Here is a 22,676-nt window from a genome sequence, read left to right as displayed (position 1 = left end):
TGTGCGAGCACGTTTTCCACGGCAGAAGAGCCGTTGCCCGGTCCGCCCATCCCGGCGGTACCGGGGCTCGGGTGCTCGTCCGAGGATTGATCCGGGCAAACAGAAAGCCCCGCCGGGAGGAAGCCTTGCTTCCGGCCCTGCGAGGCCTGTTCACTGTGGGCAAGGGGGGAGTTGAACCCCCACGTCCTTTCGGACACACGGACCTGAACCGTGCGCGTCTGCCATTCCGCCACTTGCCCCTTGCGGGTGCCCCAATCGCTGGGTGCCTGGAAAGGTTAGCACGTAACCGCCCGTGCCACCGAACCCGGATACGATCCTTCTAAACGACGGAGCGAAGGAGCTCAGTGCAGCCCCGGAGCGGTCGCGACCGTAGCAGAGTGGAAGGGAGGTATCCGGTGGGAGTCCTTCAGCGCTTCGAGCGCAGGCTCGAAGGGTTGGTTGAAGGGGCCTTCGCGCGGGCGTTCAAGTCAGATCTCCAGCCGGTCGAGGTTGCCAGTGCCGTGCAGCGAGAGATGGACGAGCGCGCCGCGATCGTCGCTCAGGGTCGCACGCTCGTGCCCAACGACTTCGTGGTGGAGCTGTCGACGACCGACAGCGAGCGGCTGGAGGTGTACGCCGACAGCATCAGCCATGAGCTGGCGAACCTGGCCAGGGAATACGCCAAGGAGCAGGGCTACTCCTTCGTCGGCCCCGTCCGGGTGCGGTTCGAGACGGCCGACGATCTGGCCGTCGGGCTGTTCCGGATCCGTTCGGGCGTCATCCGCGGGGCGACGGTCGAGCAGGACGAGATCAGGCAGCCGGTCAGCGACGTGCCGCCGGGACGGCCGAGCGCCTTCGGCGGGCGGCCGCGACTGCTGGTGTCCACCCAGGACGACCCGCAGGGGCAGCGGTCCTACGAGCTCACCACGCCGGTGACGCTGCTCGGCCGGGGCACCGATTGTGATCTTCGGCTGGTGGATCCCGGCGTATCACGGCATCATGCCGAGCTACGGGTGGAGGGGCAGCAGGTGGTGCTCGTCGACCTGGGTAGCACCAACGGCACCTTCGTCAACGGCCAGCCGGTACGACGGGTCGATATGCAGGACGGGACAAGGGTGACCTTGGGCCGCACGACCCTGGTTTTCCGGCGCGATTAGAGGTAGACAAACGGTCCATGTCCGAGCTAACGCTGCTGCTGATCCGGCTCGCCTTCCTGGCGTTGCTGTGGTTCTTCGTGATCGCCGCGGTCGGTGTGATCCGGACAGACCTGTTCGGTGCGCGAACCGCGCCGGCGCCGGCGCGGAAGCCGGTCAAGCAGGCTCGGCCGGTGTCGAAGCCCAAGAAGGGCGAGCCTCGTCAGCTGATCGTCACAGGTGGTCCCCTGCAAGGGACCATCATCAACCTCTCGGAGACGCCAATCACCATCGGCCGGGCGAATGACGCCACGCTGGTTCTCAGCGACGACTACGCTTCGAGCCGGCACGCCCGGCTCTTCCCTCAGGACGGCCAGTGGATCGTGGAAGATCTCGGCTCCACCAACGGCACGTACCTTGAACGCTCGAAAGTGACCCGCCCGACGCCGGTGCCTCTCGGAGTTCCGATCCGCATCGGCAAGACCGTCATCGAATTGCGCAAATGACCATCGCACTCCGCTACGCCGCTCGCTCGGACGTCGGGCTCCTCCGTGAAGGCAACGAGGACTCGGCGTACGCCAGCGGCCGCCTGCTGGCCGTCGCCGACGGCATGGGCGGGCATGCTCACGGCGAGGTGGCCAGCTCGGTCGCCATCGCCGCGTTGTCGTCCCTGGACAGGGACGCGTTCGGCGGTGACCTGCTCGGGGACATCGAGGCGGCCGTCCGGGACGCCAACCATCAGCTCCACGCGATGGTGGCCCGGGATCCGAGCCTCAAGGGCATGGGCACCACCCTCACCGCGATGCTCTGGAACGGCCCGCGCTTCGCGCTGGTCCACGTGGGCGACTCCCGCGCGTACCTGTTGCGCAACGGCGAGCTCTACCAGATCACGCACGACCACACGCTGGTGCAGTCCCTGGTGGACGACGGCCGCATCACCCAGGAGGAGGCGGCCAACCACCCCCAGCGTTCGATCCTGTTGCGCGCGCTCGACGGCAGCGGGGAGGTCGATCCCGACCTGCAGGACCGGGAGGCCCAGGTCGGCGACCGGTATCTGCTGTGCTCGGACGGCCTGTCCACGGTCGTGAGCGCCGAGACGCTGCACCACACGCTGAGCACCGTCGACGACCCCGAGGACGTCGTCCGGCAGCTGATCGACCTGGCCAACAGGGGCGGCGGCCCGGACAACATCACCTGCGTCGTCGCGGACGTGATCGAGCTGGACGACGTCCAGCCGCCGATCTCGGCCGCGGCGGTGGTGGGCGCCGCGGGGTCCGGCCGGGGCCGCAGCGGACCGCCGGACACGCCTGCGGGACGGGCGGCGACGGTCACCGCCCCACAGCCGGTGATCTTGGACGACGAGATCGACGAGGAGCCCGCGCGGGACGTCCAGGCGTCCGCGCGGCGCTCCCGCAAGCGCCGGTCCTGGCCGCGGACCGTCACCGTGGTCCTGGTCGTCGCCGTCGTGCTCGGTGGCGGGGGCTACTTCGGCTACCGGTGGACGCAGACGCAGTTCTACATCGGCGCCAAGGGAGACGAGCTGGTCGTCTTCCAGGGCGTGGACGCGGAGATCGGCCCGGTGTCCTTCAAGAAGGTCGCCTACACCGAGCACGCCCGCCTCTCCGCCCTGTCGCCGGTGCAGCAGGACCAGGTCCGCAGCGGGATCGCCGTCGACACCCTGCAGGCCGGGATCAGCCGGATCAAGACGTTCCACGACACGGCGGCCACGCCGGACGCGAGTCCGACGCCGACCCCCACGAGGTCCGTCAAGTGAGTGCCGTCGACGTGACGCCCGTCCCGATGACCGCGAAGCGGCGGGGGGCCCAGCTCGGCATGCTGGCCTTCGCCGTGCTGATCGTGATGGGCGCCTACGCGAGCGTCGGCCTCGGGATCAACGACAAGATCCCGTCCGGCATGCTCGGCTACGGCCTGGGCCTCGGCGGCCTCATGCTCGCGGCCTACCTGGTGCTGGCGAAGTTCGCACCGTGGGCCGACCCCCTCCTGCTTCCCCTGGTGACGCTGGTCAACGGCATCGGCCTGGTGATGATCTACCGGATCGAGCTCGCCGGCGCGAAGGACGCCTCGGCCGCCAGCCAGCTCATGTGGACGGCGCTCGGCGTGGTGATGTTCTCCGCGACCCTCATCGTGTTGAAGGACCACCGCGCCCTGCAGCGCCTCACCTACACGGCCGGATTCGTCGGCGTCGGCCTGCTGATCCTCCCGCTGCTGCCGTTCATCGGCACGGAGATCAACGGCTCCCGCATCTGGATCAACGTCGGGTTCTCGATCCAGCCGGGCGAGTTCGCCAAGCTGGCGCTCGTCGTGTTCTTCGCCGGTTATCTCGTGGCCAAGCGCGACGTGCTGGCCCTGGCCGGGCGCCGCCTGCTGTTCATCGACCTGCCCCGCGCCCGCGACCTCGGCCCCGTGCTCATCACCTGGGGCGTCAGCATCGCCGTGCTGGTCGGGGAGAAGGACCTCGGCACCTCGCTGCTGCTCTTCGGCACGTTCATCGCGATGCTCTACATCGCCACGCAGCGCACCTCGTGGGTGCTCATCGGCCTGCTGCTGTTCGTCGGCGGCGCCGTGCTCGCCGGGCAGGTCTTCAGCCACGTCGAGGCCAGGTTCGACGGCTGGCTGCACGCCAGCTCCAACGACCTCTACTACCGCCAGTTCGGCAGCAGCTACCAGCTCATGCAGGGCCTGTTCTCCATCGGCTCCGGCGGCATCCTGGGCTCCGGGCTCGGCAAGGGCCACCCCACGCTGATCCCGTTCTCCTTCTCCGACTTCATCTTCGACACCCTCGGCGAGGAGCTCGGCCTCACCGGCCTGATGGCCATCCTCATGGTCTACGCCCTGATCGTCCAGCGGGGGCTGCGGACCTCGCTGGCGGCCCGCGACCCGTTCTCCAAGCTGCTCGCGGCCGGTTTCTCGTTCCTGCTGGCCTGGCAGGTGTTCATCATCGTGGGCGGCGTGACCCGGCTGATCCCGCTGACGGGCCTCGTCACGCCGTTCATGTCCGCCGGCGGCTCGGCGCTGCTGGCCAACTGGATCCTCATCGCCCTGCTCGTACGGATGTCCGACGCGGCCCGCAGGCCGCCGCCGCAGGCGATCCAGGACGAAGGACTCACCCAGGTGATGCAGCGATGAACGGCACGATCAAGCGCGTCTCCGTGGCCTGCCTGCTCATGTTCGGCCTGCTCATGGCCAACGTGACCTATCTCGGCACGGTCAAGGCCGACGACCTGCGGACCGACTCCCGCAACTCCCGGGCCTTCTTCGCGCGCTACGCGATCGACCGTGGCTGGATCACGACGGACGACGGCAAGACGACCCTGGCCAAGACCGTGGACACCGGCGACTCGACCTACCGGTTCGAGCGGCGATATCCCATGGGCAAGCCGTTCGCGCAGGTCGTCGGCTACTTCGCGCCGGAGAGCTCCAGCGGCATCGAGGCCGCGGAGGGCAGCTATCTCGACGGCAGCCATCCCGACCTGGTGGTCCGCCGGGCGATCGACATGATCAGCGGCAAGCCCGCCAAGGGCGCCAGCGTCGACCTCACCCTGGTCAGCAAGGCCCAGCAGATCGCGTACAAGGACCTGGCGAGCACCGGCAAGCGCGGCGCGGTCGTGGCGCTCGACCCGAAGACGGGCGCGGTCCTGACCATGGTGTCGGTGCCGTCGTACGACCCCAACCCGCTGGCGGTCGCCAACAAGGACACCGTCAACAAGGCCTACAACAAGCTGGACAAGGACGACAACAAGCCGCTGCTCAACCGGGCCATCAACCTGACCTTCGCCCCCGGGTCCACGTTCAAGACCGTGACCTCGGCGGCCTACCTCAGCGACGACACGTCCCGTACGGCGGAGACCGAGGTGGACGCGCCCGACTCGCTGCCGCTGCCCGGCACGTCGATCTCGCTGCCCAACTACCACGGTGAGTCGTGCGGCGGCCGGGCGACGCTGGTCGAGGCCCTGACGATCTCCTGCAACACGCCGTTCGCCAAGATGGGGATGGACCTGGGCTACGACAAGCTCAAGGAGCAGGCGGCGAAGTTCGGCGTCGGCGAGCCTCTCCAGATCCCACTGGAGGTCGCGCCGAGCAACATCGGCCCGGACCAGGGCAAGGCGGCGCTGGCCAAGACCGCCATCGGGCAGCAGGACAACCAGATGACCCCGCTGCAGATGGCGATGGTCGCGGCCGGGATCGCCAACAAGGGCACGGTCATGAAGCCGTACCTGGTCAACAAGATCCTGGGGCCGGACGGCAGCGAGATCGACGCCACCCGGCCGGACGAGCTGAGTGAGGCGGTCAGCCCCGAGGTGGCGGGTGAGCTGACCAAGATGATGGTCAACGTCGTCGCGCACGGAACCGGCACGTCCGCCCAACTGCCCGGCAAGACCGTGGCCGGCAAGACCGGCACCGCCGAGACCGCGCCCGGCAAGCCGTCGCACGCCTGGTTCATCGCGTTCGCCCCGGTGGACAACCCGCAGGTCGCGGTCGCCGTCTTCGTCGAGTCGGGCAGTGCGGGCAACGACGCCACGGGCGGCGCGGTCGCCGCGCCCATCGCCCACGACGTCATGCAGGCGGTGCTGGGGGAGTGACCTCGCCACACTCGGTTCTCGGCGGCCGCTACCGGCTGGTCTCACCCATCGCCGCGGGCGGCATGGGCGAGGTCTGGCGGGCCACCGACGAACTGCTCGGCCGGGACGTCGCGGTGAAGCTGCTCGGCCGCCACGTCGCGGCCGATCCGGCCTTCCGCGAGCGGTTCCGGTCGGAGGCGCGCATCACCGCGGGGCTGACCGACCCCGGCATCGCCCAGGTCTTCGACTACGGCGAGAGCGACGGTGTCGCCTACCTGATCATGGAGCTGGTGCCGGGCGAGCCGCTGTCGGCGATCCTGGCCCGCAGCGGCGCGCTCGGCCCCGAGGTCACCCTCGACCTGATCCACCAGACCGCCAAGGGCCTCTACGCGGCCCACCGGGCGGGCGTCATCCACCGCGACGTCAAACCCGGCAACATCCTGGTCACCGGGGACGGCCAGGTGAAGATCACCGACTTCGGCATCGCGCGGGCGCTGGAGGCCGCGCCGCTCACCAGGACCGGGCTGGTGCTCGGCACGGCCCAGTACGTGAGCCCGGAGCAGGCGTCCGGCCGGACGCTGACCCCCGCGACCGACATCTACTCGCTCGGCGTCGTCGCGTACGAGTGCCTGGCCGGGCGGCCGCCGTTCACGGCGGACAACCACGTGGCGCTCGCCGTGCGGCACATCACCGACCCGCCGCCGCCGCTGCCGGACAGCGTGCCCGCCCCGGTGCGCGCCCTCGTGTCCGACATTCTGGCGAAGGACCCGGCCGAGCGGCCGGCCACCGGCGCGACCCTCCTCGACCGCATCGCCGAGCTCCGCGACCGGACGGCGTACCCGGGCACGACGGTCCTGGGCTCGCTGACCGATCCCGAGGGCTTCGCCGCCCCACGGACGGCAGGCCCCGGCAACCCGGGCGGCCCCACAGGCCGCTACACCCAGCCCCCGGACGGCCCCGCCCGGACCTCCGCACGGCAGCCCGCCCCGTCGACCGCGCCCCTGGGCCCGGCGGCCGGGCGGTTCCCCGACGGCGCGGCCGCGCCGGCCGCACCGGCCCGGCGGCGCCGCCGTCCGGTCGCCGTGCTCCTGGCCGTCGCGGTGTGCGCGGTCGCCGCCACGGCCGGCGTCCTGGCCTACAACCAGGGAGGCACCTCCACCGGAGGGAAGCCGTTGCCCGCGGAGGTCACCAGCACCGCCGCGACCCCCAGCGCGTCCGCACCGCCGTCTCCGTCGAAGACTCCGCGAGTGTCGCGTCCGGTGGATCCCGTCACGCCGATCGAGCCCGTGCGGACTCCGTCGGCTACGGTAAGCACGTCGGCATCACCCACCGGGCGGCCCACACCGCCTCCGTCGCGAACTCCCACCCCCACTCCTCCGACGCCCACCCCAGCCCCGGCGCCAAGCGACACTACGGAGCCAACGGAAGCCCCGCCCGACACGGAACCTCCGGATGGGGGGACGTGATGAGGAAAGGGGTCGATGATGGACACCGGCGGCACCCCAAGATGAACGGCAAGGGACAGTGCAGGAAATGACTCAGCCACGACTTCTCGGCGGACGCTACGAACTCGACGGTGTCGTCGGACGTGGCGGCATGGCCGAGGTGTATCGCGCCCGGGACATCCGGCTGGACCGCATCGTCGCCATCAAGACGCTCCGTTCGGACCTGGCCAGGGACCACACGTTCCAGGCGCGGTTCCGGCGGGAGGCCCAGTCGGCGGCCTCGCTCAACCATCCCTCGATCATCGCCGTCTACGACACCGGCGAGGACATGATGGACGGCACGCCCGTGCCGTACATCGTGATGGAGTTCGTCGACGGGCGGACCCTGCGCGACCTGTTGCGGGCCGACCGCAGGCTGCTGCCCGAGCGGGCGATGGAGCTGGTCGACGGCATCCTGCGGGCACTCGACTACAGCCACCGCGGCGGCATCGTCCACCGGGACATCAAACCGGCGAACATCATGCTGACGCTCAACGGCGAGGTCAAGGTCATGGACTTCGGCATCGCCCGGGCCATGGCCGACTCCGCCGCGACGATGACGCAGACCGCCCAGGTGATCGGCACAGCCCAGTATCTGTCGCCCGAGCAGGCCCGCGGCGAGCGCGTCGACGCCCGCAGCGACATCTACTCGACCGGCTGCGTGCTGTACGAGCTGCTGACCGGCCAGCCGCCGTTCACCGGCGACTCCCCCGTGGCGATCGCCTACCAGCACGTGCGTGAGGACCCGATCCCGCCGTCCCGGATCGACCCCGAGATCCCGCAGTGGGCCGACGCGATCGTCCTTAAGGCGATGGCCAAGGACCCGGCACAGCGCTACCAGAGCGCGGCCGAGATGCGGGGCGACATCCAGCGCGTCATGTCGGGCATGCCGGTCGACCCGCAGACCATGGCCATGGCGACCAACTTCAACGGTTACGGTGCCACCGACCACACCCGGACGATAGCGACGGGCGGAGGCGCCGCCGCGCAGGGCACCCGGGCGATCCCGCAGTACGACTACGGCCCCGAGGAGCGCGGCGGGCGCTACGACGGCCGGCGGCGCAGTGGCGGCGGAGGCAACACCGCGCTGAAGACGGCCGCCTGGATCATCGTCCCGCTGCTGATCATCGGTGCCTTCATCGCGGTCGGCTACAACTTCCTCAGCCCCGGCGGCTCCAGCACGACGAGCCAGGTCACGGTTCCGGACGTGACGAACCAGACCAAGGAGGCGGCGCAGCAGGCGCTGACCGCTCGCAAGCTGAAGGTGGCCTTCGCCGATGAGGAGTACAGCGACAGCGTGCCCAGGGGCGCGGTGATCAAGACGGACCCGGCCGGTGACACCGAGGTCGAACCGAACGCCACGGTGACCGTCACGGTCTCCAAGGGCAAGGAGAAGGTGCAGATCCCGCCGGACATCATCGGCATGGGCCAGGACGAGGCCAGGACCGCTCTGGAGCAACTGGGACTCCAGGTCAGCGTCGTGCCGCGGGCATCGGCCAGGGAGCAGGGCAAGGTCTTCGACAGCAAGCCCAAGCCGGGCGAGCGGGTCTCCAAGGACTCGCTGGTCACGCTCTACGTCCCCAAGGAGGCCCAGGCGATCCCGAGCGTCGTCGGCATCCCCCTGGAGGAGGCCCAGAAGACCCTGAAGGACGCCGGGTTCCGGGTCAAGATCGTGCAGCAGTCGAGCGACGTCGTCGCCGCGGGCAACGTGATCGACCAGAGCCCGCAGGCCGGGCAGAAGTTCCCGCCGAACACCACCATCACGCTGACGGTCTCCAGCGGGCCCTCCCAGGACCCGAGCACCGAGCAGCCGCCGACGACGGACCAGCCGGGTGGCGACCAGCCGCCGACGGACGGCTCGCCCGACGGCGGGGTGGACATCGGCGACGGGGGCGACAACCCGTTCGGGTGAGCCGGCCGCCCAGCCGGGCTCACGAGCGAGCCCGGCAAATCGGGTGAGTCAGGTGAAGGGGGTGCGCACCGCGCGCCCCCTTCGTCATGTCATGGGAGCCGGGGTCGCGAGGAGCCGGTTGTCGCGGGGAGCCGGGCGGCCGGAACGGGCCCGGACATACGAAGAGGGCTTCCGCCACTCGGGGGCAATGGCGGAAGCCCTCATCCAGTAGTCGTAACGGGGGCCGCGGACGTTACAGGAAGTCGGCGGAAATTTCCGAAAATCCCATCCAGCCAGTTCGCCAGCAGGTGATGGCCGTGTTCCGACACCACGGACTCGGGGTGGAACTGCACGCCCTCGACGGGCGCGGACCGGTGGCGCAGGCCCATGACGGTCCCGTCCGGGGCGACGGCGCTGATCTCCAGTGCGGCCGGCACGGTCTCCGGCACCACCGCGAGCGAGTGGTAGCGCGTCATCGTGACCGGGGAGGGGATGCCCGCGAACACGCCCCGGCCGTCGTGAACGATCGGGCTGGTCCCGCCATGGACGAGCTCGGGCGCGCGGCCGACCGTGGCCCCGTACGCCACGGCGATGGCCTGGTGGCCGAGACAGACGCCGAGCAGCGGGACCCCGAGCTCGGCGCAGCGGCGGACGAGCGGGACGCTGACGCCGGCCCCTTCGGGTGTGCCCGGTCCCGGCGAGACGAGCACGCCGTCGGCCTCCCGGGCGTCGGCGAGCGTGACCACGTCGCGGGGCCGCACGTCGCAGTCGGCCCCCAGCTCGCGCAGATACTGCACGATGGTGTGGACGAAACTGTCGTGGTTGTCCACCACGAGCACGCGGATCCGGGTCATGCGCCTTGTCGCCAGGGAAGGAATTCGGACTTTCAGGTTACGTTAATCGGACACGAGGGATCGCCCCCGCGTGGGTCGGCCCACTATCCTTGCTCGGGACTTCACCACCGCAGCGACTACGCTATTGACAGAACCCGCACCACCGCGCGGGTGCCCACCAGGAGAAAATCCCGTGCCCAAGTCGAAGACTCGCAAGAAGGCCGTCTACACCCCGCCGCAGAAGGCGCAGACGGTCAAGGTCAGTCCCCGCTGGCTCGCCCCGCTCATGGTCGCGTGCTGGCTGATCGGCATCGTGTGGATCGCGGTCTACTACATCGCGCCGAGCGTTCCCGGCATGTCGGCGCTGGGCAACTGGAACCTGCTGATCGGCTTCGGCCTCATCATCGTCGGCGTGGTGCTCTCCACCCGGTGGCGATGATCGGACCACGCTGGGGACTTTCTTTCCACAGCTTTTATCCACAGCCTGTGGGCAGCCACGACGTCACCCCGTAATCGGGATGAGCTGCGGGTGCATCCCCGGCATGAGGGCGGTCACGAGCAGGATGAGCGCCACCAGTACGGCGGCCGCCGTACCCAGCTGTACGGCGGCCCGGTTCCGCGCGGGCGCGTAGGCGAAGCCCGCGGCCACCACCACGCCCGTCACCAGTCCGCCCAGGTGGCCCTGCCAGCTGATGCCGGGGACCACGAACGTGATCACGACGTTGATGCCGATCAGCCAGAGCACGCCCCTGGCGTCGTACCCGAGCCTGCGGGCCACCACGAACAGCGCGCCGAACAGCCCGTAGATGGCGGTTGAGGCGCCGAGGGCGTTGGTGCCGAAGAGGTAGACCGCCACCGAGCCGCCGAGGGCCGACAGCAGGTAGAGCGCCGCGAACCGGACCGAGCCCAGCCGCCGTTCGAGTTCGGGGCCGATCGCGAACAGCGCCCACATGTTGAACAGGATGTGCCAGAACGACGGCGGCGGGGCGTGCAGGAACGCGCTCGTGATCAGCCGCCACCATTCGCCGTAGTAGACGTCCACGGGGAACATGGCGAAGCGCCCGATCACCTCGTCGGGCGACAGGAACTCGGCGACGTAGGCCAGCACGTTGGCGGCCAGCAGCGCCCAGGTGACCCGGGGAACCGTCACGGCGGCCCCGCCGAAGACCGCCTGAGCCGGCCGTACCGACTGGTTGCCCTCGCGGACGCACTCCACGCACTGGTGTCCCACCGCCGCCTCGCGCATGCAGTCGGGGCAGATCGGGCGCTCACAGCGCTGGCAGCGGACGTAGGTCTCGCGCTCGGGGTGGCGATAGCAGGTGGGCACGGCTTCCGAGCCCGGAGGCGTGCTCGGGGGCGGCTGGGAGGTCATGGAGTCCTTCCGGAGGAGCAGGTCCACTCGGAACCAGCCTATAAGAGCGCCCGGCACCCACTGAGAATTCGCCGGCCGCCCCGGGCGCGGCCGCTACCCCCGGCCGCTCGCGGGGAGAGCGGCCGGGGGCACGACGTACGAGCGTCAGGAGCGCTCGATGGTGACCTCTTCGAGGACGACCTCCTCAAGGGGCCGGTCCCGGCCGTCGGTCGCGGTCTTGGCGATCGAGTCGACCACCTCGGTGCCCTCGATGACCTCGCCGAAGATGGTGTGGCCCTGGTTGAGGTGGGGCGTCTTGGCGACGGTGATGAAGAACTGCGACCCGTTGGTGCCCTTGCCGAAGCGCTTGCCCGCGTTGGCCATCGCCAGCAGGTAGGGCCGGTTGAACTGGTTCTCCGGGTGGATCTCGTCGTCGAAGTCGTAGCCCGGACCGCCGATGCCCTGGCCCAGCGGGTCACCGCCCTGGATCATGAAGCCGCTGATGACACGGTGGAAGATGGTGCCGTCGTAGAGCTTGTCGGTCGTCTTGACGCCCGTGGCGGGGTGGGTCCACTCCCGGGTGCCCTCGGCCAGCTCCACGAAGTTGCGCACGGTCTTGGGCGCCTTGTTCGGGAAGAGCTGGACCTTGATCGTGCCGTGATTCGTACGCAGATGCGCGATGAGGTTGTCAGCCACGAAGGCCGCCCCCTTTTGTACCGGTGTTAGTTGTCGACTCACCAGGGTATCGAGGATGCCTCCGAGCACCGGTCGTGATTGAGCCGCGACCATGCGGGAAGGGGTCGTCACAGGGCCCCGTCGACAGGGAGGTTGATGTGTCCCTCACTACGAAGAGAAGGCGCCGCGTCGAGGTGATGATTCCCCAGACGTGGCTGGACCGCATGATGGTGCAGGCCCGCCGGGCGAGCGGCCGGATGAGCCCGATGGCGGAGAGCGCCCGCGACATGGCCTCGCACCGCATCGAGGACGCGCGGATCTGGGCGGCGCCCAAGCTGGACCAGGCCGCCCAGTCGGTGGAGGAGCAGATCGCCCCCATTGTGAGCGCGTTCCTGGCCGAGCTGTCCAGGCGGATCGACGTGTCGGCGGCCGCCCGGCGACCCCGGCGGCGCTGGCCGGTCATCGCGTTGCTCGGCGGTGCCGCCATCGGCGCCGTTGGCGTGGCCATGTACCGCAACCAGGCCCAGCGCTGGACCGACACGATGACGGACACCATGCGGCAGGCCCGCCACCAGGCCGAGACCTGGGTGGGTGAGAAGGCCGACGAGGTGAAAAGTGACAAGTCCGGCAAGACCGGAGACGAGATCTCCGGTAAGTCCTCCTGAGCTCGCCGGGCCCACACGTACGGCCGGCGCACCCCCCGCGCCGGCCGTACCCACGTTCGCCGACGTCCTCAGCGCAGGCGCGCGAGCACGCCGGGCAGCGGGCCCTCGTGGACCACGGTCAGGCGGCGCGTCGTCCTGGTGATCGCCACATACAGGTCCTGACCGCCCTTGGCCGACTGGGCCAGGATCGCGGCGGGGTCGACGACCACCACGGAGTCGAACTCCAGCCCCTTGGCTCCGCGAACGGTCAGCACCGCGACCGGCGACTCCAGCGGCTCGGACGACTCCGGGAAGAGCGCGGAGGTCTCGTCCAGGCGGTCGTCGGGCACCACGACGAGGACACGCCCGTCTCCGATCTCCAGTAGCTCGGCGTCGACGAGCGAACGCAGGTCTGTCTCCCCGGCCGGCACGGCGCGCGGCGGCGCCTCGCCGTACCGGACCGACTCGGGCGGCTCCTCCCCCGGTGCCACCGCCCGCAGCACATCGGCCGCGACCGCCATGATCTCCGCGGGCGTCCGGTAGTTGACCGTGAGGCGTTCCTCCCGCCAGCGTCCCTTCAGGTGCGGATCGAGCATCTCGGCCCAGGAGCGCGCCCCGGCCGCCGAACCGGTCTGCGCGATGTCGCCCACGATGGTCAGCGAGCGGGCCGGCACCCGCCGCAGGACCGTCCGCCACGCCATCGCCGACAGCTCCTGCGCCTCGTCCACGATCACGTGGCCGTACGCCCACGACCGGTCGCGGGCTGCCCGGTCGGCCGTGGTCAGGTAGGGTCCGGCGTCGCGGTTCCGCTCGGCCAGGGCGCCGGCGTCCATCCGCTCGTCGAGCGCGTTCACCGTCAGCACCTCCCGGGCGAACAGCTCCTCCTCGGCACGCTGGGCCGCCGCCGTCCGCTCGCTCGCCCGGTCCGCGCCGTCGCCTTCACCCAGCAGCTCGGCGGCCTCGTCGAGCAGCGGGACGTCCGCCACCGTCCACGGCTCGCCCCGCGGGCGCAGCAGGGTGGCCCACTCGTCCTCCGCCAGGTACGGCGCGGCGGCCGACCGCAGGAGCTCCACGTCGGACAGCAGCTCGCCGACCAGCCGTTCCGGCGTCATGCGGGGCCAGAGGGCGTCGATCGCCGCCCTGACCGTTCCGTGTCCCCACAGGGCGCTCGCCGCGTACTTCAGGTCCTCCGCGTCCATGGGACGGTCGAGCTGCTCGGCCTCGTCCCGCGCGAGTCCGCGCAGGATCTCGTGGACGAACCGCCAGCGCGCGTCGTTGTGCGGCCGTCGCAGGGCCCTGGCCCGGTCGCGGGCCCGCTCGCACGCCGCCCGTGCGAGTCGCACCGGCATCTCCTCGACCACCACCTCGACGCCGTCCCGCAGCGAGGTGCGCACGGGAACGGCCACCTCCAGGTCGCCGTCCGGCACCCGCTGACGGTCGCGGACCGCCTGCGCGATCACGTCGGCCATTCGCGCGCCGCCCTTCACGACCGCCGTCTCAGGGCCGTCCTCGGCGGTGGCGTGCACGCCCGGGTGGAGCTCGCCCAGGCTCGACAGCACCACCTGGGTCTCGCCCAGCGAGGGCAGGACGCTGTCGATGTAGCGCGAGAAGGCGGCGTTGGGCCCCACCACGAGCACTCCACGCCGTTCGAGTGTGGCGCGGTGGGTGTAGAGGAGGTAGGCCACGCGGTGGAGGGCCGCGACGGTCTTGCCCGTCCCCGGCCCGCCCTGGACGACCAGGGCTCCGGCTAGTCCCGAACGGATCACCCGATCCTGCTCGACCTGGATCGTGGCCACGACGTCGCTCATCCGTCCGGTGCGCCCGCGCCGCAGCGCGGCCATGAGCGCCGCCTCGCCCACGAGCGTGCGACGGTCGCCCGCGCTCATCCGGTCGAGGTCGAAGACCTCGTCGTCGATGCCGACCACCGTGCGGTCGCGGGTGTGCAGATGGCGGCGCCGTACGAGCGGGCCCGGGTCGGCGGGGGTGGCGGCGTAGAAGGGACGGGCGGCGGGGGCGCGCCAGTCGATCAGTACGGAGGAGTGGTCGTCGTCGCGCAACCCCACGCGGCCAATGTAGAGAGTCGAGCCGTCGGCGTCGTCGATGCGGCCGAAGCAGAGCCCCCGCTCGACGGCGGAGAGCCGGGCCAGCAGGAGCGCCTTCTCCGCGGCGGTGGCCTCCCGCTCCATCAGCGCCTGGCGGTTGCCGGCGCCGCCCCTGGCGAACGCGTCGCGCAGCGCGCGATCGGCCGCCTCTCTGGCGAGGTCGAGCCGCCGGTAGAGCATGGACACGTAAGACTGCTCCGCTCGCAGGGCGTCGGCCCGGGCCGAGTCGGATTGACGGAAGCCCATTGGTTTGATAAACTCCTTACAGTTGTGGTGTTCCCTTTTTATTCCAGGCAAGGAACTCATCAGCTTAGCGCAGCCGTGACGTCTCCGGCATGCCTCCGTTCCCGCATCTCCGGTTGTCCGTCCGGGCTTCCTGGTCCTGTTATCCGCCGGTCGCGGCACGGGTGGGGAAATCGAGGCGTTTGTGAGTGAAGTCGTCCCGCTGCCGGGTAGTGCCCCACGGGCGGCCGGAAGGCCGCCGGGCGGCGGAGACGGCTGACGCGGGCCGATCGGCATCGGTCCGGCGTCAACCCCGGAACGCCGCGGGACGTCTTTAACAAGGAGGCCCGGATGGACGTCCTGGACAGCCTCGTGGACGAGGAGCTCCGGCTGGAGCTCCTCCTGGTCGAGGCGCTACACGAAGAGGCGGAACGGCTGGCCGCCCCAGCCACCGACTGACTCGCGAGCCCGCCATCCCTCAGGGGGTGGCGGGCGGTCTCCCCTCATCGCCGGGAGTGGACGGCGCGCCTTCCCATCAGGCTCTCCGGCTCGTCCGGTTCTCCGGCTCAGCCGGTGGACGCGGTGGCGGCGACGGCCTCGTCGACCGTCGGAAAGACGGGCACGTGGAAGGCCAGGCCGGTGATCCACAGAACGCGGGCCGCTCCTCGCTCGACCGCGACCATCGCCAGCCGGCCGCCCTCGTCGACGGCGCGCTTCCAGCACCCGATGAGCAGGCCGGTCGCCCGGGAGTCGAGGAAGTCGAGTTCGAGGAGGTTCACCACCAGGTGGGGGCCGAACTCCGCGAAGGCCCTCTCGAAGAACTCGGTCGCGACCTGGTGGTTGGTGAAGTCGAGTGTGCCCCGGATCGTCAGCACGCCGACGGATCCCCTGGCATCGGCGGCGAACTCGGTCGTGGCAGTCGAGATGTGAAGATCGGACATCAGGAGACTTCCCCGGTTCTCGGCTGGATGCGGGCCACCAGGATGCAGGTGTCGTCGCTGGTGTTGCTCGGCGCGAGCGCCTCCATGATCGCGGCCATCCGGTCGCGCGGCCGGCGCCGGAGAACGTCCGAGATGGTCGCGCCGAGCGCGTCCAGACCGTCGAACAGATCACGGCCGGGACGCTCGATGAGCCCGTCGGTGAACATCAGGAGCAGGTCGCCCGCCTGCAGCCGGGCACTCGCGCACGTGTAACTCACCGTCTCGAACACCCCGAGCAGCACTCCCGGGTGGTGCAGGCGGTGCACCGTGTCGCCACGGACCAGCAGCATCGGCGGGTGACCGGCGTGGCTCCAGCTCAGCGTGCCGTTCACGGAGTCGTAGTTGGCGACCACGGCGGTGGCGAGGACGTCGGGGCGCATGCGCCGCAGCAGCCGGTTGAGCGCCACGAGGATCTGCGCCGGGTCGTGGTCGGCGAAGGCGAGACCCGTGATCGCGTGGCGCAGTTTCGCCATCGCGGAGGCCGCGGCCAGGCCGTGTCCGGCCACGTCGCCGACGGCGAGCAGGACGTCGTGGCTGTCCACCGGAATCGCCTGGTACCAGTCGCCGCCGAGGGGGGCGGTCTCCGCGGGGAAGTAGCGGACCGCGATCTCCACTCCGGGCAGCGGGTCGTCCGGCACCGGCATGATGATGTTCTGCAGCCGCGCCGTGAGCTGCGACTCCTCCTCCAGCCGCTGGCTCACCTCGGCGAGCTCGTCGGCCGTCCGGCGCCAGTCGGTGATGTCCTGGGCCACCACGTGGACCTCGATCGGCTGACCGGTGCCGTCGCGGCCGACCTCCGCCGTGGCCCTGATGTGGCGGAACTCCTCTCCGCGCCGGATGCGGACCTCGAACTTCTGCGGCACCTCGCTGGTGCGCAGGACGTCGAGCGTCCGGTCGAGGACCGGGACGTCCTCCGGGTGGACGACGGTCCGGTAGTGCTCCAGGGCGATGGGCCCCTCGCCCCGGTCGCGGCCGTGGATCGCGTAGAGCTGGTCCGACCACTCGACCTCGCCGGTGAGCCTGCTCCAGTGGCCCCAGCCGATGTTGCCCAGCCGCTCGGTGTGCAGGAGGCGGGCCGCCTGCCGTTCCTCCTCGTCGTGGCGGATCCACGCGGTGAGCAGGCCCCCGCTCACCCGTGAGACCCGGACGCCCCATGTGGAGCGGTGGGGGACGCCCTCCAGGCTCTCCACATGCGCGTAGTCGGCGATCTCCACGGGCTCGCCGGTCTCGAGAACGCGGAGGTAGCTCTCCCACAGGATGGTGTCGGCCGTCGCAGGATAGGACTCGGACATACGAATGCCGATCATCTCCGCGCCGGCGCTGCCGTGGACGTCCACGGCCTCCCGGCTCGCGGCCATGATTTCGAAGTCGACGATCCGGCCGGCCTCGTCGCGGACGGGCAGGGACCAGGCGACCTGGCCGGGGATGGCGTCCAGCAGGGCCCGTATCCTCGCGATCGTCGCGTCCCTGGGCTCGGGCGGCTCGACGGGCGGAATGACGGGCGTCAGACGCAGAATGCGATCGCCTCCACCCATGAAACGCCAGCCACCCTTTCGAGCCCTCCCAAGAGCGGAGCACGGGGAGATCGCTCTTGCCGTTCAGAAGAGACTACCCTCGCTGCTCAGAATAGGCGCTCGCCACCCCATCGGGCGATCGTCGCCGGAGTTCCCAGGCGCTCGCCGGCGGAAGCCCGATGCCCCCCATTCGCCGCCGGAAACCCCGGATCCCACGGAAAGCCGTCCAACCAAGGGCGGTAAAGTACGGCAAATGCACTATTTGCCCAATTTGGCGAGGTGAGGATGTCGGGGGTCCAGTCGGTCCTGAGACGCGTGGCTCTCGACACCCGGCCCCTGGCCGTACCCGCCTACCGGCGGCTGCTGATCGGCCAGGGCGTGTCGTTCGTCGGTTTCCAGCTCACCGCGGTGGCCGTGAACGGGCAGGTCTTCGAGATCTCCGGATCGTCCCTGTGGGTCGGCCTGCTCGGCCCCGTGAGCCTGGTACCCCTGGTCGTCTTCGGGTTGTGGGGCGGCGCGATCGCGGACGCGGTCGACCGTCGCAGGCTCCTGCTCATCGGCTCTGTCATCTCCTGGCTCGCCACCGCCGCCCTCCTGCTGCACGCCTGGTCGGGCCTGCGGAACGTCTCCCTGGTGCTCGGCGTGATCGCCCTGCAGTCGATCGGCTTCGCCATCACCTCGGCCACCCGCGGCGCGATCATTCCCCGGATCGTCCCCGTCGAGCGGGTCGCCGCGGCCAACACGTTGAACTTCCTCGTCAGCAGCATCGGCACCGTCATCGGCCCGCTGCTGGCCGGGATCGTGCTGGCCAAGGGCGGGTACGCGCTCGCGTACCTCATCGACGCCGTCCTCTTCGGCGCCGGCTTCTACGCCGCCGTACGACTGCCTGGGCTGGCCCCGCTCGGGGAGACCTCCCGTCCCGGCCTGCGTTCGGTCGCCGACGGGCTCGCCTACATCGCGACCCAGCCGATCGTGATGATGTCGTTCGTCGTCGACATCATCGCGATGGCGTTCGCGATGCCGCGCGCCCTGTTCCCCGAGCTCACGGCGGAGCGGTTCGGCGGTTCCCCGGTGGCCTTCGGCTGGCTGTCGGCGAGCATCGCGATCGGGTCGGTCATGGCCGGTCTGTCGTCGGGATGGATCGGCCGGGTGCGCCGCCAGGGCGTGGCGCTCACCCTCGTCATCGCGCTGTGGGGCCTCACGGTCGCCGCCGCGGCGTTCGCCCGGCCGCTCTGGCTGGTCGTCGTGCTGCTGGCCGTCGGCGGCGCGACCGACCTGGCGTCGGCCGTGTGGCGGCAGACGATCCTGCAGACCTACGCGCCCGACGAGATGCGCGGGCGCATGCAGGGAGTGTTCATGGTCGTCGTGGCCGGCGGCCCCCGGCTCGGCGATCTCCGGGCCGGCGCCACGGCGACCGCGTTCGGGCTGGTCCCCGCCTGGGCGGGTGGGGGCCTGGCGTGCGCCGTGCTCGTCCTGATCACCGGTTTCGCCATCACCTCCTTCCGGAGGTACGACGCGGTGGCCGGGCGCCTGCGGCGGAGCGACCCCACGCTGCACGACGCACCGGCCTGACCCGGCGGCGGGCGGAACCATATGAGCCAGGCTCACGTGTTCTGGCCCCACTGGTTCTCAAGAACGATCACATGCGATAGAAGAGCTTCTGCACCTACAACTCCCCCCGAGGTAAACGTGAAGAAGCTTCTCCGAATCCTCGCCCTCCAGTTCACCGTCGCCGCCTTCATCGTGGCCGGCGCGTCGAGCCCGGCCGGCGCCGACACGACAGAGACCGACGCCGAAATCGCCGCCCAGTGGCAGAACGCCTGGGACACGTACAAGTTCTACGACACCACCCCGCCCGCGCCGGACTCCGGACGCAGCCGGGTGACCACCAGCATCTCGATCCAGATCGACGCCCCGATCAATCACGTCTTCACGGCGTACTCGAACATCAACAACCACATCGGGCGGGCCGCGTTCCTCAAGCGCGTCATCACCCACAAGGACTGGTGCTCGGGTGACACCCGCTTCATCAACTTCACCGCGATCGAGGACATCCCCTACCAGGGTGTGATCGTCACGGCCAAGACGTTCGCCCAGCAGCGGATCCACAGCTCGGACTACTACTACGAGACCGACACCTGGTCCGACCCCAACGTCGTGACCCACCAGAAGATCACGTTTAACCGGGTACCCGGCAACAAGACCGTCGTGACCGAACGCCTCACCTTCGACGCGGACGCCACGCTGATCGACTTCGTCGTCCAGAACGGCGTCGCCTCGCACCAGCAGACGCAGACGGCCGTCAAGCAGGCCATCGAGAGCGGCGAGCTCTGACATTCACGGACAGGGGGCGCCGCCGTTCCGGTGGCGCCCCGTTCTGCGTACGGCAGCGGGGACGCATACGGCGGGGATGAGAACAGAGGCCCGGGAGGGCGCGCTGGGTGCGGCCGTGGCGCGCGGCGCTGGGCGCCAGGGGGCCGCTCAGATGATCGCGAGAGCGGTCAGGTAGGCCATCACCAGGATGGCGAGGACGACGAGCAGGATGCTCGTGCCGCTGACGACCACGACGATGTGCGCCCGCCGGCCGAGGCGGCGGATCGCGGCCAGCACCATCGTGATCATGGTGGCGAGGATGAGGATCGTGAGGTGTCCGCCGTCCTCGGGAACCGGCGTTTCGACCATGAGGTGGGGGATGAGTGTGATCATTCAGTCTTCCTGCCGGAGATGCGCTCGATCGAAGCCTTCCGTCGACCTCCCCTCTTCACTTAATTTCAGTTAATACGTCGTCTTAACTGAACTCTGGCTGTACCTTTGATGCCCTGCCTGAACACGGTCAATCCAGACGCGAGGGCTACAGAGATGTGGCTACACTTCCAGTCGTCGCGCTCCCCGTCCTGGCGAGCCGTTCTGTTATCCCTTAGCTGCGGGTCCGTCACCGCGAACGGTCGGGACAATGCTTTACGCTGCATACTGAAGTTCAGGTGAAGTGATGGGGCGATCATGAGCGGCGACGATCCCGAGGTGTCCGCGCTGGCACGCCGGCTGCGCGAACTACGCGAGAACCGGTGGCCCGGCGTGCGGGTGACCCAGCCACAGCTGGCCGCCGCCCTCGGAGTCAGCGTCCCGCTCGTCTCGTCCTGGGAGTCGCGGACCAGCCCCCGGGTCCCGCCGATGAACCGGATCGAGGGCTACGCGACGTTCTTCGCGACCAGCCGGCCGGCCACGGAGGGACACCCGCTGTCGCCGTCCGACCTGACCGCGGCGGAGCTCGACGAGCGCGCGGCGCTGCTGAGTGAGCTCACCCGGCTGCGCAGGGCCGCGCAGCGAGCCCAGAACGAGGTCGCGGCCGCCGACGGTGGGCTCATGCCGTCCGACGTCCGGCGGGGGCCCTGGCACTTCGCCGACGGCGAGCCCATCACGATCATCTGCTCGGTCGTTCCCCCGGAACGCAGGGAGAAGATCCCATACGCGCACCCGGGCGATCCCGACTACATCGAGCTGTACAAATACTCCGACCTCGACTCGCTGTTCGAGCTGCACGGCCACCTCCGGGCGGCGAACCCCACCAGCCTGGTCTCGCTCCGCTCGAACGACCAGCTGACGCCCGACGATCTCACCACCCATCTGGTCCTGCTCGGCGGGGTCGACTGGAACCGCATCACGGCGTCCGTTCTGGGCGACATCGAGGCGCCGGTGCGGCAGGTGGCCCACTGGTCGGCCGAGGACGGCGTGTACTTCGAGGTGACCGAGGGCGGCGACACGCGGCGGCATCACCCCGTGACCGAAGGATCCGGCGCTAGCCTGCGACTGATCGAGGACGTCGCGTTCTTCTATCGCGGAGAGAACCCCTACAACGTCGAACGCACGCTGAGTATGTGCAACGGGATGTACGCCAGAGGGGTCCTGGGCGCGGTGCGGGCGCTGACCGATGAACGGTTCCGCGACCGGAATGCCGACTACCTGCACAGACGCTTCGGCGACGCCCGTTCCTACAGCGTTCTCAGCCGCGTGCAGATCGTCGGCGGAGTCGTCATCACCCCGGACTGGACCCTCGAGTCCGTCCGGCTGCACGAGTGGCCCTGACGCCGAATGGAGCGCCGAATGGAGCCGACGACGGACGAGGCCGCGTCCGAGCATCATCATGGCTCACATCGGCATCTGGTCGACCTGCTCGACGCCTTCGAACCGGCGACGCCGGGCCGGGTCGACGCCATTGTCGTGCCCACGATCCGTCATCCTCGCTGGCTGGGACACGCCGTACGGCTGGCGACCGCGCTGCGATGCCCCCTCGTGTCGCTCCACAGCCGGCGGTGGAGCAGCGCGGAACAGGCCGCCGCCCTCATGCCGCCCGACGTGGACTTCATCGCGATCGACGTCGGACCTGCCGTCCAGACCTTGAACATGCCGGAGTTCCGGACCGACCGGCTGCTCCACGACACGCCGTTCCACCGGCCGACCGACCTCGGGGTGAAGCGCAACATCGGACTCCTGCTCGCCCGGCGCATGGCCTGGGAGCGCGTCGTCTTCCTGGACGACGACATCGAGGTCGGCGGCCACGAGGAGGTCGCCAGGGCGGCGGGGCTGCTCGACACCTATGACGCCGTCGGCATGCACATCGGGGGCTACCCGGACAACTCGGTGGTCTGCCACGCGCACCGGGCGGCGGGGGGATGGCAGGAGAGCTTCGTCGGGGGCGGCGCCCTCGCCGTCCAGACCTCGCGTAACCGCTCCTTCTTCCCCAATGTCTACAACGAGGACTGGTTCTACCTGCTGGGGGACAAGCGCCTGCGGCCCCTCGCCGTGACCGGCATGGTCAGGCAGCGGCCGTACGACCCGTTCGACCGGCCGGTACGCGCCCGCGACCAGGAGTTTGGCGACGTGCTGGCCGAGGGCGTCTACTGGCTGCTCGACCAGGAGTCGGATCGCAACTGGCGGGAGGCGGCCGACCTGGCCCACTGGGCGTTCTTCCTCGATCGGCGCAGGAACTTCATCGAGGACGTGCTGGGCCGGGTGCGGCGCCTGCCGCGGCGCGGCACGCCGAGCCCGGCGGCGATGGAGGCTTCGCTTCTGGCGGCCCTCGGCCGGCTCCGCACGATCCGGCCCGACCTCTGCGTGGCCTACATGCGAGCCTGGGCGGCCGACCGGGAGGGCTGGGCCCGTCATGTGGAGAGGACGACGGTACGCGGCGGCGACGTCGACGACCTCGGGAAGTGGTTGGTCAAGAAGGGCAACAAGCCACTCGACGTCATATACCGCCTGCGATGAACCTTGCTTTACCGGATGTATAG

At 70.0% G+C, this 22,676-nt stretch carries 20 protein-coding genes and 1 tRNA gene; 13 read left to right on the top strand and 8 right to left on the bottom strand.

All coding sequences use genetic code 11. The features are described from left to right. Nucleotides 1-156 precede the first annotated feature (156 nt). A tRNA-Leu gene (locus JOL79_RS20975) sits at nucleotides 157-239 on the bottom strand. A gap of 156 nt (nucleotides 240-395) precedes the next feature. Between JOL79_RS20975 and JOL79_RS20970 the strand changes: the two genes are divergently transcribed. The 7 genes from JOL79_RS20970 (at nucleotide 396) to pknB (ending at nucleotide 9,088) form a co-directional block, all read left to right on the top strand. Further along, nucleotides 396-1,136: an FHA domain-containing protein gene (locus JOL79_RS20970; protein WP_210157560.1), complete on the top strand. Its 741-nt coding sequence runs from the start codon at nucleotides 396-398 to the stop codon at nucleotides 1,134-1,136. A 17-nt stretch (nucleotides 1,137-1,153) separates the two neighbouring features. Beyond that, nucleotides 1,154-1,618, top strand: coding sequence for an FHA domain-containing protein FhaB/FipA (locus tag JOL79_RS20965; RefSeq protein WP_210157559.1), 465 nt, complete (start codon nucleotides 1,154-1,156; stop codon nucleotides 1,616-1,618). After that, nucleotides 1,615-2,886 (top strand): Stp1/IreP family PP2C-type Ser/Thr phosphatase, encoded by a 1,272-nt coding sequence (locus JOL79_RS20960; RefSeq protein ID WP_210157558.1) that lies wholly within the window; start codon nucleotides 1,615-1,617, stop codon nucleotides 2,884-2,886. The genes JOL79_RS20965 and JOL79_RS20960 overlap by 4 nt, the downstream gene beginning before the upstream one ends. Nucleotides 2,887-2,912: 26 nt before the next feature. Next, complete coding sequence (locus tag JOL79_RS20955; protein WP_210157610.1) at nucleotides 2,913-4,259, top strand: FtsW/RodA/SpoVE family cell cycle protein; 1,347 nt, start codon at nucleotides 2,913-2,915, stop codon at nucleotides 4,257-4,259. Further along, on the top strand, nucleotides 4,256-5,713 hold the full coding sequence (locus tag JOL79_RS20950; RefSeq protein WP_210157557.1) for a peptidoglycan D,D-transpeptidase FtsI family protein: 1,458 nt from the start codon (nucleotides 4,256-4,258) through the stop codon (nucleotides 5,711-5,713). The genes JOL79_RS20955 and JOL79_RS20950 overlap by 4 nt, the downstream gene beginning before the upstream one ends. Further along, nucleotides 5,710-7,158, top strand: coding sequence for a serine/threonine-protein kinase (locus tag JOL79_RS20945; RefSeq protein WP_307848644.1), 1,449 nt, complete (start codon nucleotides 5,710-5,712; stop codon nucleotides 7,156-7,158). The genes JOL79_RS20950 and JOL79_RS20945 overlap by 4 nt, the downstream gene beginning before the upstream one ends. 67 nt (nucleotides 7,159-7,225) lie before the next feature. Beyond that, the gene (pknB, locus tag JOL79_RS20940) at nucleotides 7,226-9,088 is read left to right on the top strand and encodes a Stk1 family PASTA domain-containing Ser/Thr kinase (RefSeq protein ID WP_210157556.1); all 1,863 of its coding nucleotides are present in this window, start codon (nucleotides 7,226-7,228) and stop codon (nucleotides 9,086-9,088) included. 200 nt (nucleotides 9,089-9,288) lie between these two features. Here the strand turns inward: pknB and JOL79_RS20935 are convergent, their stop codons facing one another. Then, nucleotides 9,289-9,921 carry an anthranilate synthase component II gene (locus tag JOL79_RS20935; RefSeq protein WP_210157555.1) on the bottom strand — a complete coding sequence of 211 codons (633 nt, stop codon included), beginning with the start codon at nucleotides 9,919-9,921 and terminating at the stop codon, nucleotides 9,289-9,291. 172 nt (nucleotides 9,922-10,093) lie between these two features. Between JOL79_RS20935 and JOL79_RS20930 the strand changes: the two genes are divergently transcribed. Beyond that, a complete protein-coding gene (locus JOL79_RS20930; RefSeq protein WP_210157554.1) occupies nucleotides 10,094-10,339 on the top strand; it encodes a cell division protein CrgA in 246 nt (81 codons plus the stop codon). Nucleotides 10,340-10,402: 63 nt separating this feature from the next. Here JOL79_RS20930 and JOL79_RS20925 read toward each other — a convergent pair whose 3' ends face one another. Both JOL79_RS20925 and JOL79_RS20920 read right to left on the bottom strand, forming a co-directional pair. Further along, the gene (locus tag JOL79_RS20925; protein ID WP_307848643.1) at nucleotides 10,403-11,299 is read right to left on the bottom strand and encodes a rhomboid family intramembrane serine protease; all 897 of its coding nucleotides are present in this window, start codon (nucleotides 11,297-11,299) and stop codon (nucleotides 10,403-10,405) included. Nucleotides 11,300-11,416: 117 nt separating this feature from the next. After that, nucleotides 11,417-11,947: a peptidylprolyl isomerase gene (locus tag JOL79_RS20920; RefSeq protein WP_307848642.1), complete on the bottom strand. Its 531-nt coding sequence runs from the start codon at nucleotides 11,945-11,947 to the stop codon at nucleotides 11,417-11,419. Between the two features lie 176 nt (nucleotides 11,948-12,123). Here JOL79_RS20920 and JOL79_RS20915 point away from each other — a divergent pair, with 176 nt between their 5' ends. Continuing rightward, nucleotides 12,124-12,591: a hypothetical protein gene (locus JOL79_RS20915; protein WP_210157553.1), complete on the top strand. Its 468-nt coding sequence runs from the start codon at nucleotides 12,124-12,126 to the stop codon at nucleotides 12,589-12,591. A gap of 68 nt (nucleotides 12,592-12,659) precedes the next feature. On the opposite strand, the gene JOL79_RS20910 is transcribed toward JOL79_RS20915, so the two are convergent. From JOL79_RS20910 to JOL79_RS20900, 3 genes are all read right to left on the bottom strand, one after another. After that, entirely contained in the window at nucleotides 12,660-14,918 is a 2,259-nt protein-coding gene (locus tag JOL79_RS20910) for a HelD family protein (RefSeq protein ID WP_210157552.1), read from the bottom strand. A gap of 542 nt (nucleotides 14,919-15,460) precedes the next feature. Beyond that, nucleotides 15,461-15,835 (bottom strand): STAS domain-containing protein, encoded by a 375-nt coding sequence (locus JOL79_RS20905; protein WP_210157551.1) that lies wholly within the window; start codon nucleotides 15,833-15,835, stop codon nucleotides 15,461-15,463. Next, nucleotides 15,835-17,409: a PP2C family protein-serine/threonine phosphatase gene (locus tag JOL79_RS20900; protein ID WP_210157550.1), complete on the bottom strand. Its 1,575-nt coding sequence runs from the start codon at nucleotides 17,407-17,409 to the stop codon at nucleotides 15,835-15,837. The genes JOL79_RS20905 and JOL79_RS20900 overlap by 1 nt, the downstream gene beginning before the upstream one ends. 294 nt (nucleotides 17,410-17,703) lie before the next feature. Here JOL79_RS20900 and JOL79_RS20895 point away from each other — a divergent pair, with 294 nt between their 5' ends. Together JOL79_RS20895 and JOL79_RS20890 are read left to right on the top strand one after the other, a co-directional pair. Then, entirely contained in the window at nucleotides 17,704-18,960 is a 1,257-nt protein-coding gene (locus tag JOL79_RS20895; RefSeq protein WP_307848641.1) for an MFS transporter, read from the top strand. A gap of 117 nt (nucleotides 18,961-19,077) precedes the next feature. Then, complete coding sequence (locus tag JOL79_RS20890; protein WP_210157548.1) at nucleotides 19,078-19,722, top strand: hypothetical protein; 645 nt, start codon at nucleotides 19,078-19,080, stop codon at nucleotides 19,720-19,722. A 147-nt stretch (nucleotides 19,723-19,869) separates the two neighbouring features. On the opposite strand, the gene JOL79_RS20885 is transcribed toward JOL79_RS20890, so the two are convergent. Next, nucleotides 19,870-20,094 (bottom strand): hypothetical protein, encoded by a 225-nt coding sequence (locus JOL79_RS20885; protein WP_210157547.1) that lies wholly within the window; start codon nucleotides 20,092-20,094, stop codon nucleotides 19,870-19,872. Nucleotides 20,095-20,388: 294 nt separating this feature from the next. Here JOL79_RS20885 and JOL79_RS20880 point away from each other — a divergent pair, with 294 nt between their 5' ends. Together JOL79_RS20880 and JOL79_RS20875 are read left to right on the top strand one after the other, a co-directional pair. Further along, nucleotides 20,389-21,471, top strand: a complete 1,083-nt coding sequence (locus JOL79_RS20880; RefSeq protein WP_210157546.1) for a helix-turn-helix domain-containing protein — start codon at nucleotides 20,389-20,391, stop codon at nucleotides 21,469-21,471. An 18-nt stretch (nucleotides 21,472-21,489) separates the two neighbouring features. Next, nucleotides 21,490-22,653, top strand: a complete 1,164-nt coding sequence (locus JOL79_RS20875; RefSeq protein WP_210157545.1) for a hypothetical protein — start codon at nucleotides 21,490-21,492, stop codon at nucleotides 22,651-22,653. The last annotated feature ends 23 nt before the right edge of the window (nucleotides 22,654-22,676 follow it).

This window comes from Microbispora oryzae (assembly GCF_017896165.1).
Classification (GTDB): Bacteria; Actinomycetota; Actinomycetes; order Streptosporangiales; family Streptosporangiaceae; genus Microbispora; species Microbispora oryzae.
The sequence above is the reverse complement of the archived record's forward strand: the minus strand, read 5'-3'. Positions and strand labels throughout refer to the sequence as shown.

Coding starts and splice junctions, on each gene's coding strand:
- JOL79_RS20965 (WP_210157559.1), top strand. CDS start 1,154: ATGTCCGAGCTAACGCTGCTGCTGATCCGGCTCGCCTTCCTGGCGTTG.
- JOL79_RS20960 (WP_210157558.1), top strand. CDS start 1,615: ATGACCATCGCACTCCGCTACGCCGCTCGCTCGGACGTCGGGCTCCTC.
- JOL79_RS20955 (WP_210157610.1), top strand. CDS start 2,913: ATGACCGCGAAGCGGCGGGGGGCCCAGCTCGGCATGCTGGCCTTCGCC.
- JOL79_RS20950 (WP_210157557.1), top strand. CDS start 4,256: ATGAACGGCACGATCAAGCGCGTCTCCGTGGCCTGCCTGCTCATGTTC.
- pknB (WP_210157556.1), top strand. CDS start 7,226: ATGACTCAGCCACGACTTCTCGGCGGACGCTACGAACTCGACGGTGTC.
- JOL79_RS20935 (WP_210157555.1), bottom strand. CDS start 9,921: ATGACCCGGATCCGCGTGCTCGTGGTGGACAACCACGACAGTTTCGTC.
- JOL79_RS20915 (WP_210157553.1), top strand. CDS start 12,124: ATGATTCCCCAGACGTGGCTGGACCGCATGATGGTGCAGGCCCGCCGG.
- JOL79_RS20910 (WP_210157552.1), bottom strand. CDS start 14,918: ATGGGCTTCCGTCAATCCGACTCGGCCCGGGCCGACGCCCTGCGAGCG.
- JOL79_RS20905 (WP_210157551.1), bottom strand. CDS start 15,835: ATGTCCGATCTTCACATCTCGACTGCCACGACCGAGTTCGCCGCCGAT.
- JOL79_RS20900 (WP_210157550.1), bottom strand. CDS start 17,409: ATGGGTGGAGGCGATCGCATTCTGCGTCTGACGCCCGTCATTCCGCCC.
- JOL79_RS20885 (WP_210157547.1), bottom strand. CDS start 20,094: ATGATCACACTCATCCCCCACCTCATGGTCGAAACGCCGGTTCCCGAG.
- JOL79_RS20880 (WP_210157546.1), top strand. CDS start 20,389: ATGAGCGGCGACGATCCCGAGGTGTCCGCGCTGGCACGCCGGCTGCGC.
- JOL79_RS20875 (WP_210157545.1), top strand. CDS start 21,490: ATGGAGCCGACGACGGACGAGGCCGCGTCCGAGCATCATCATGGCTCA.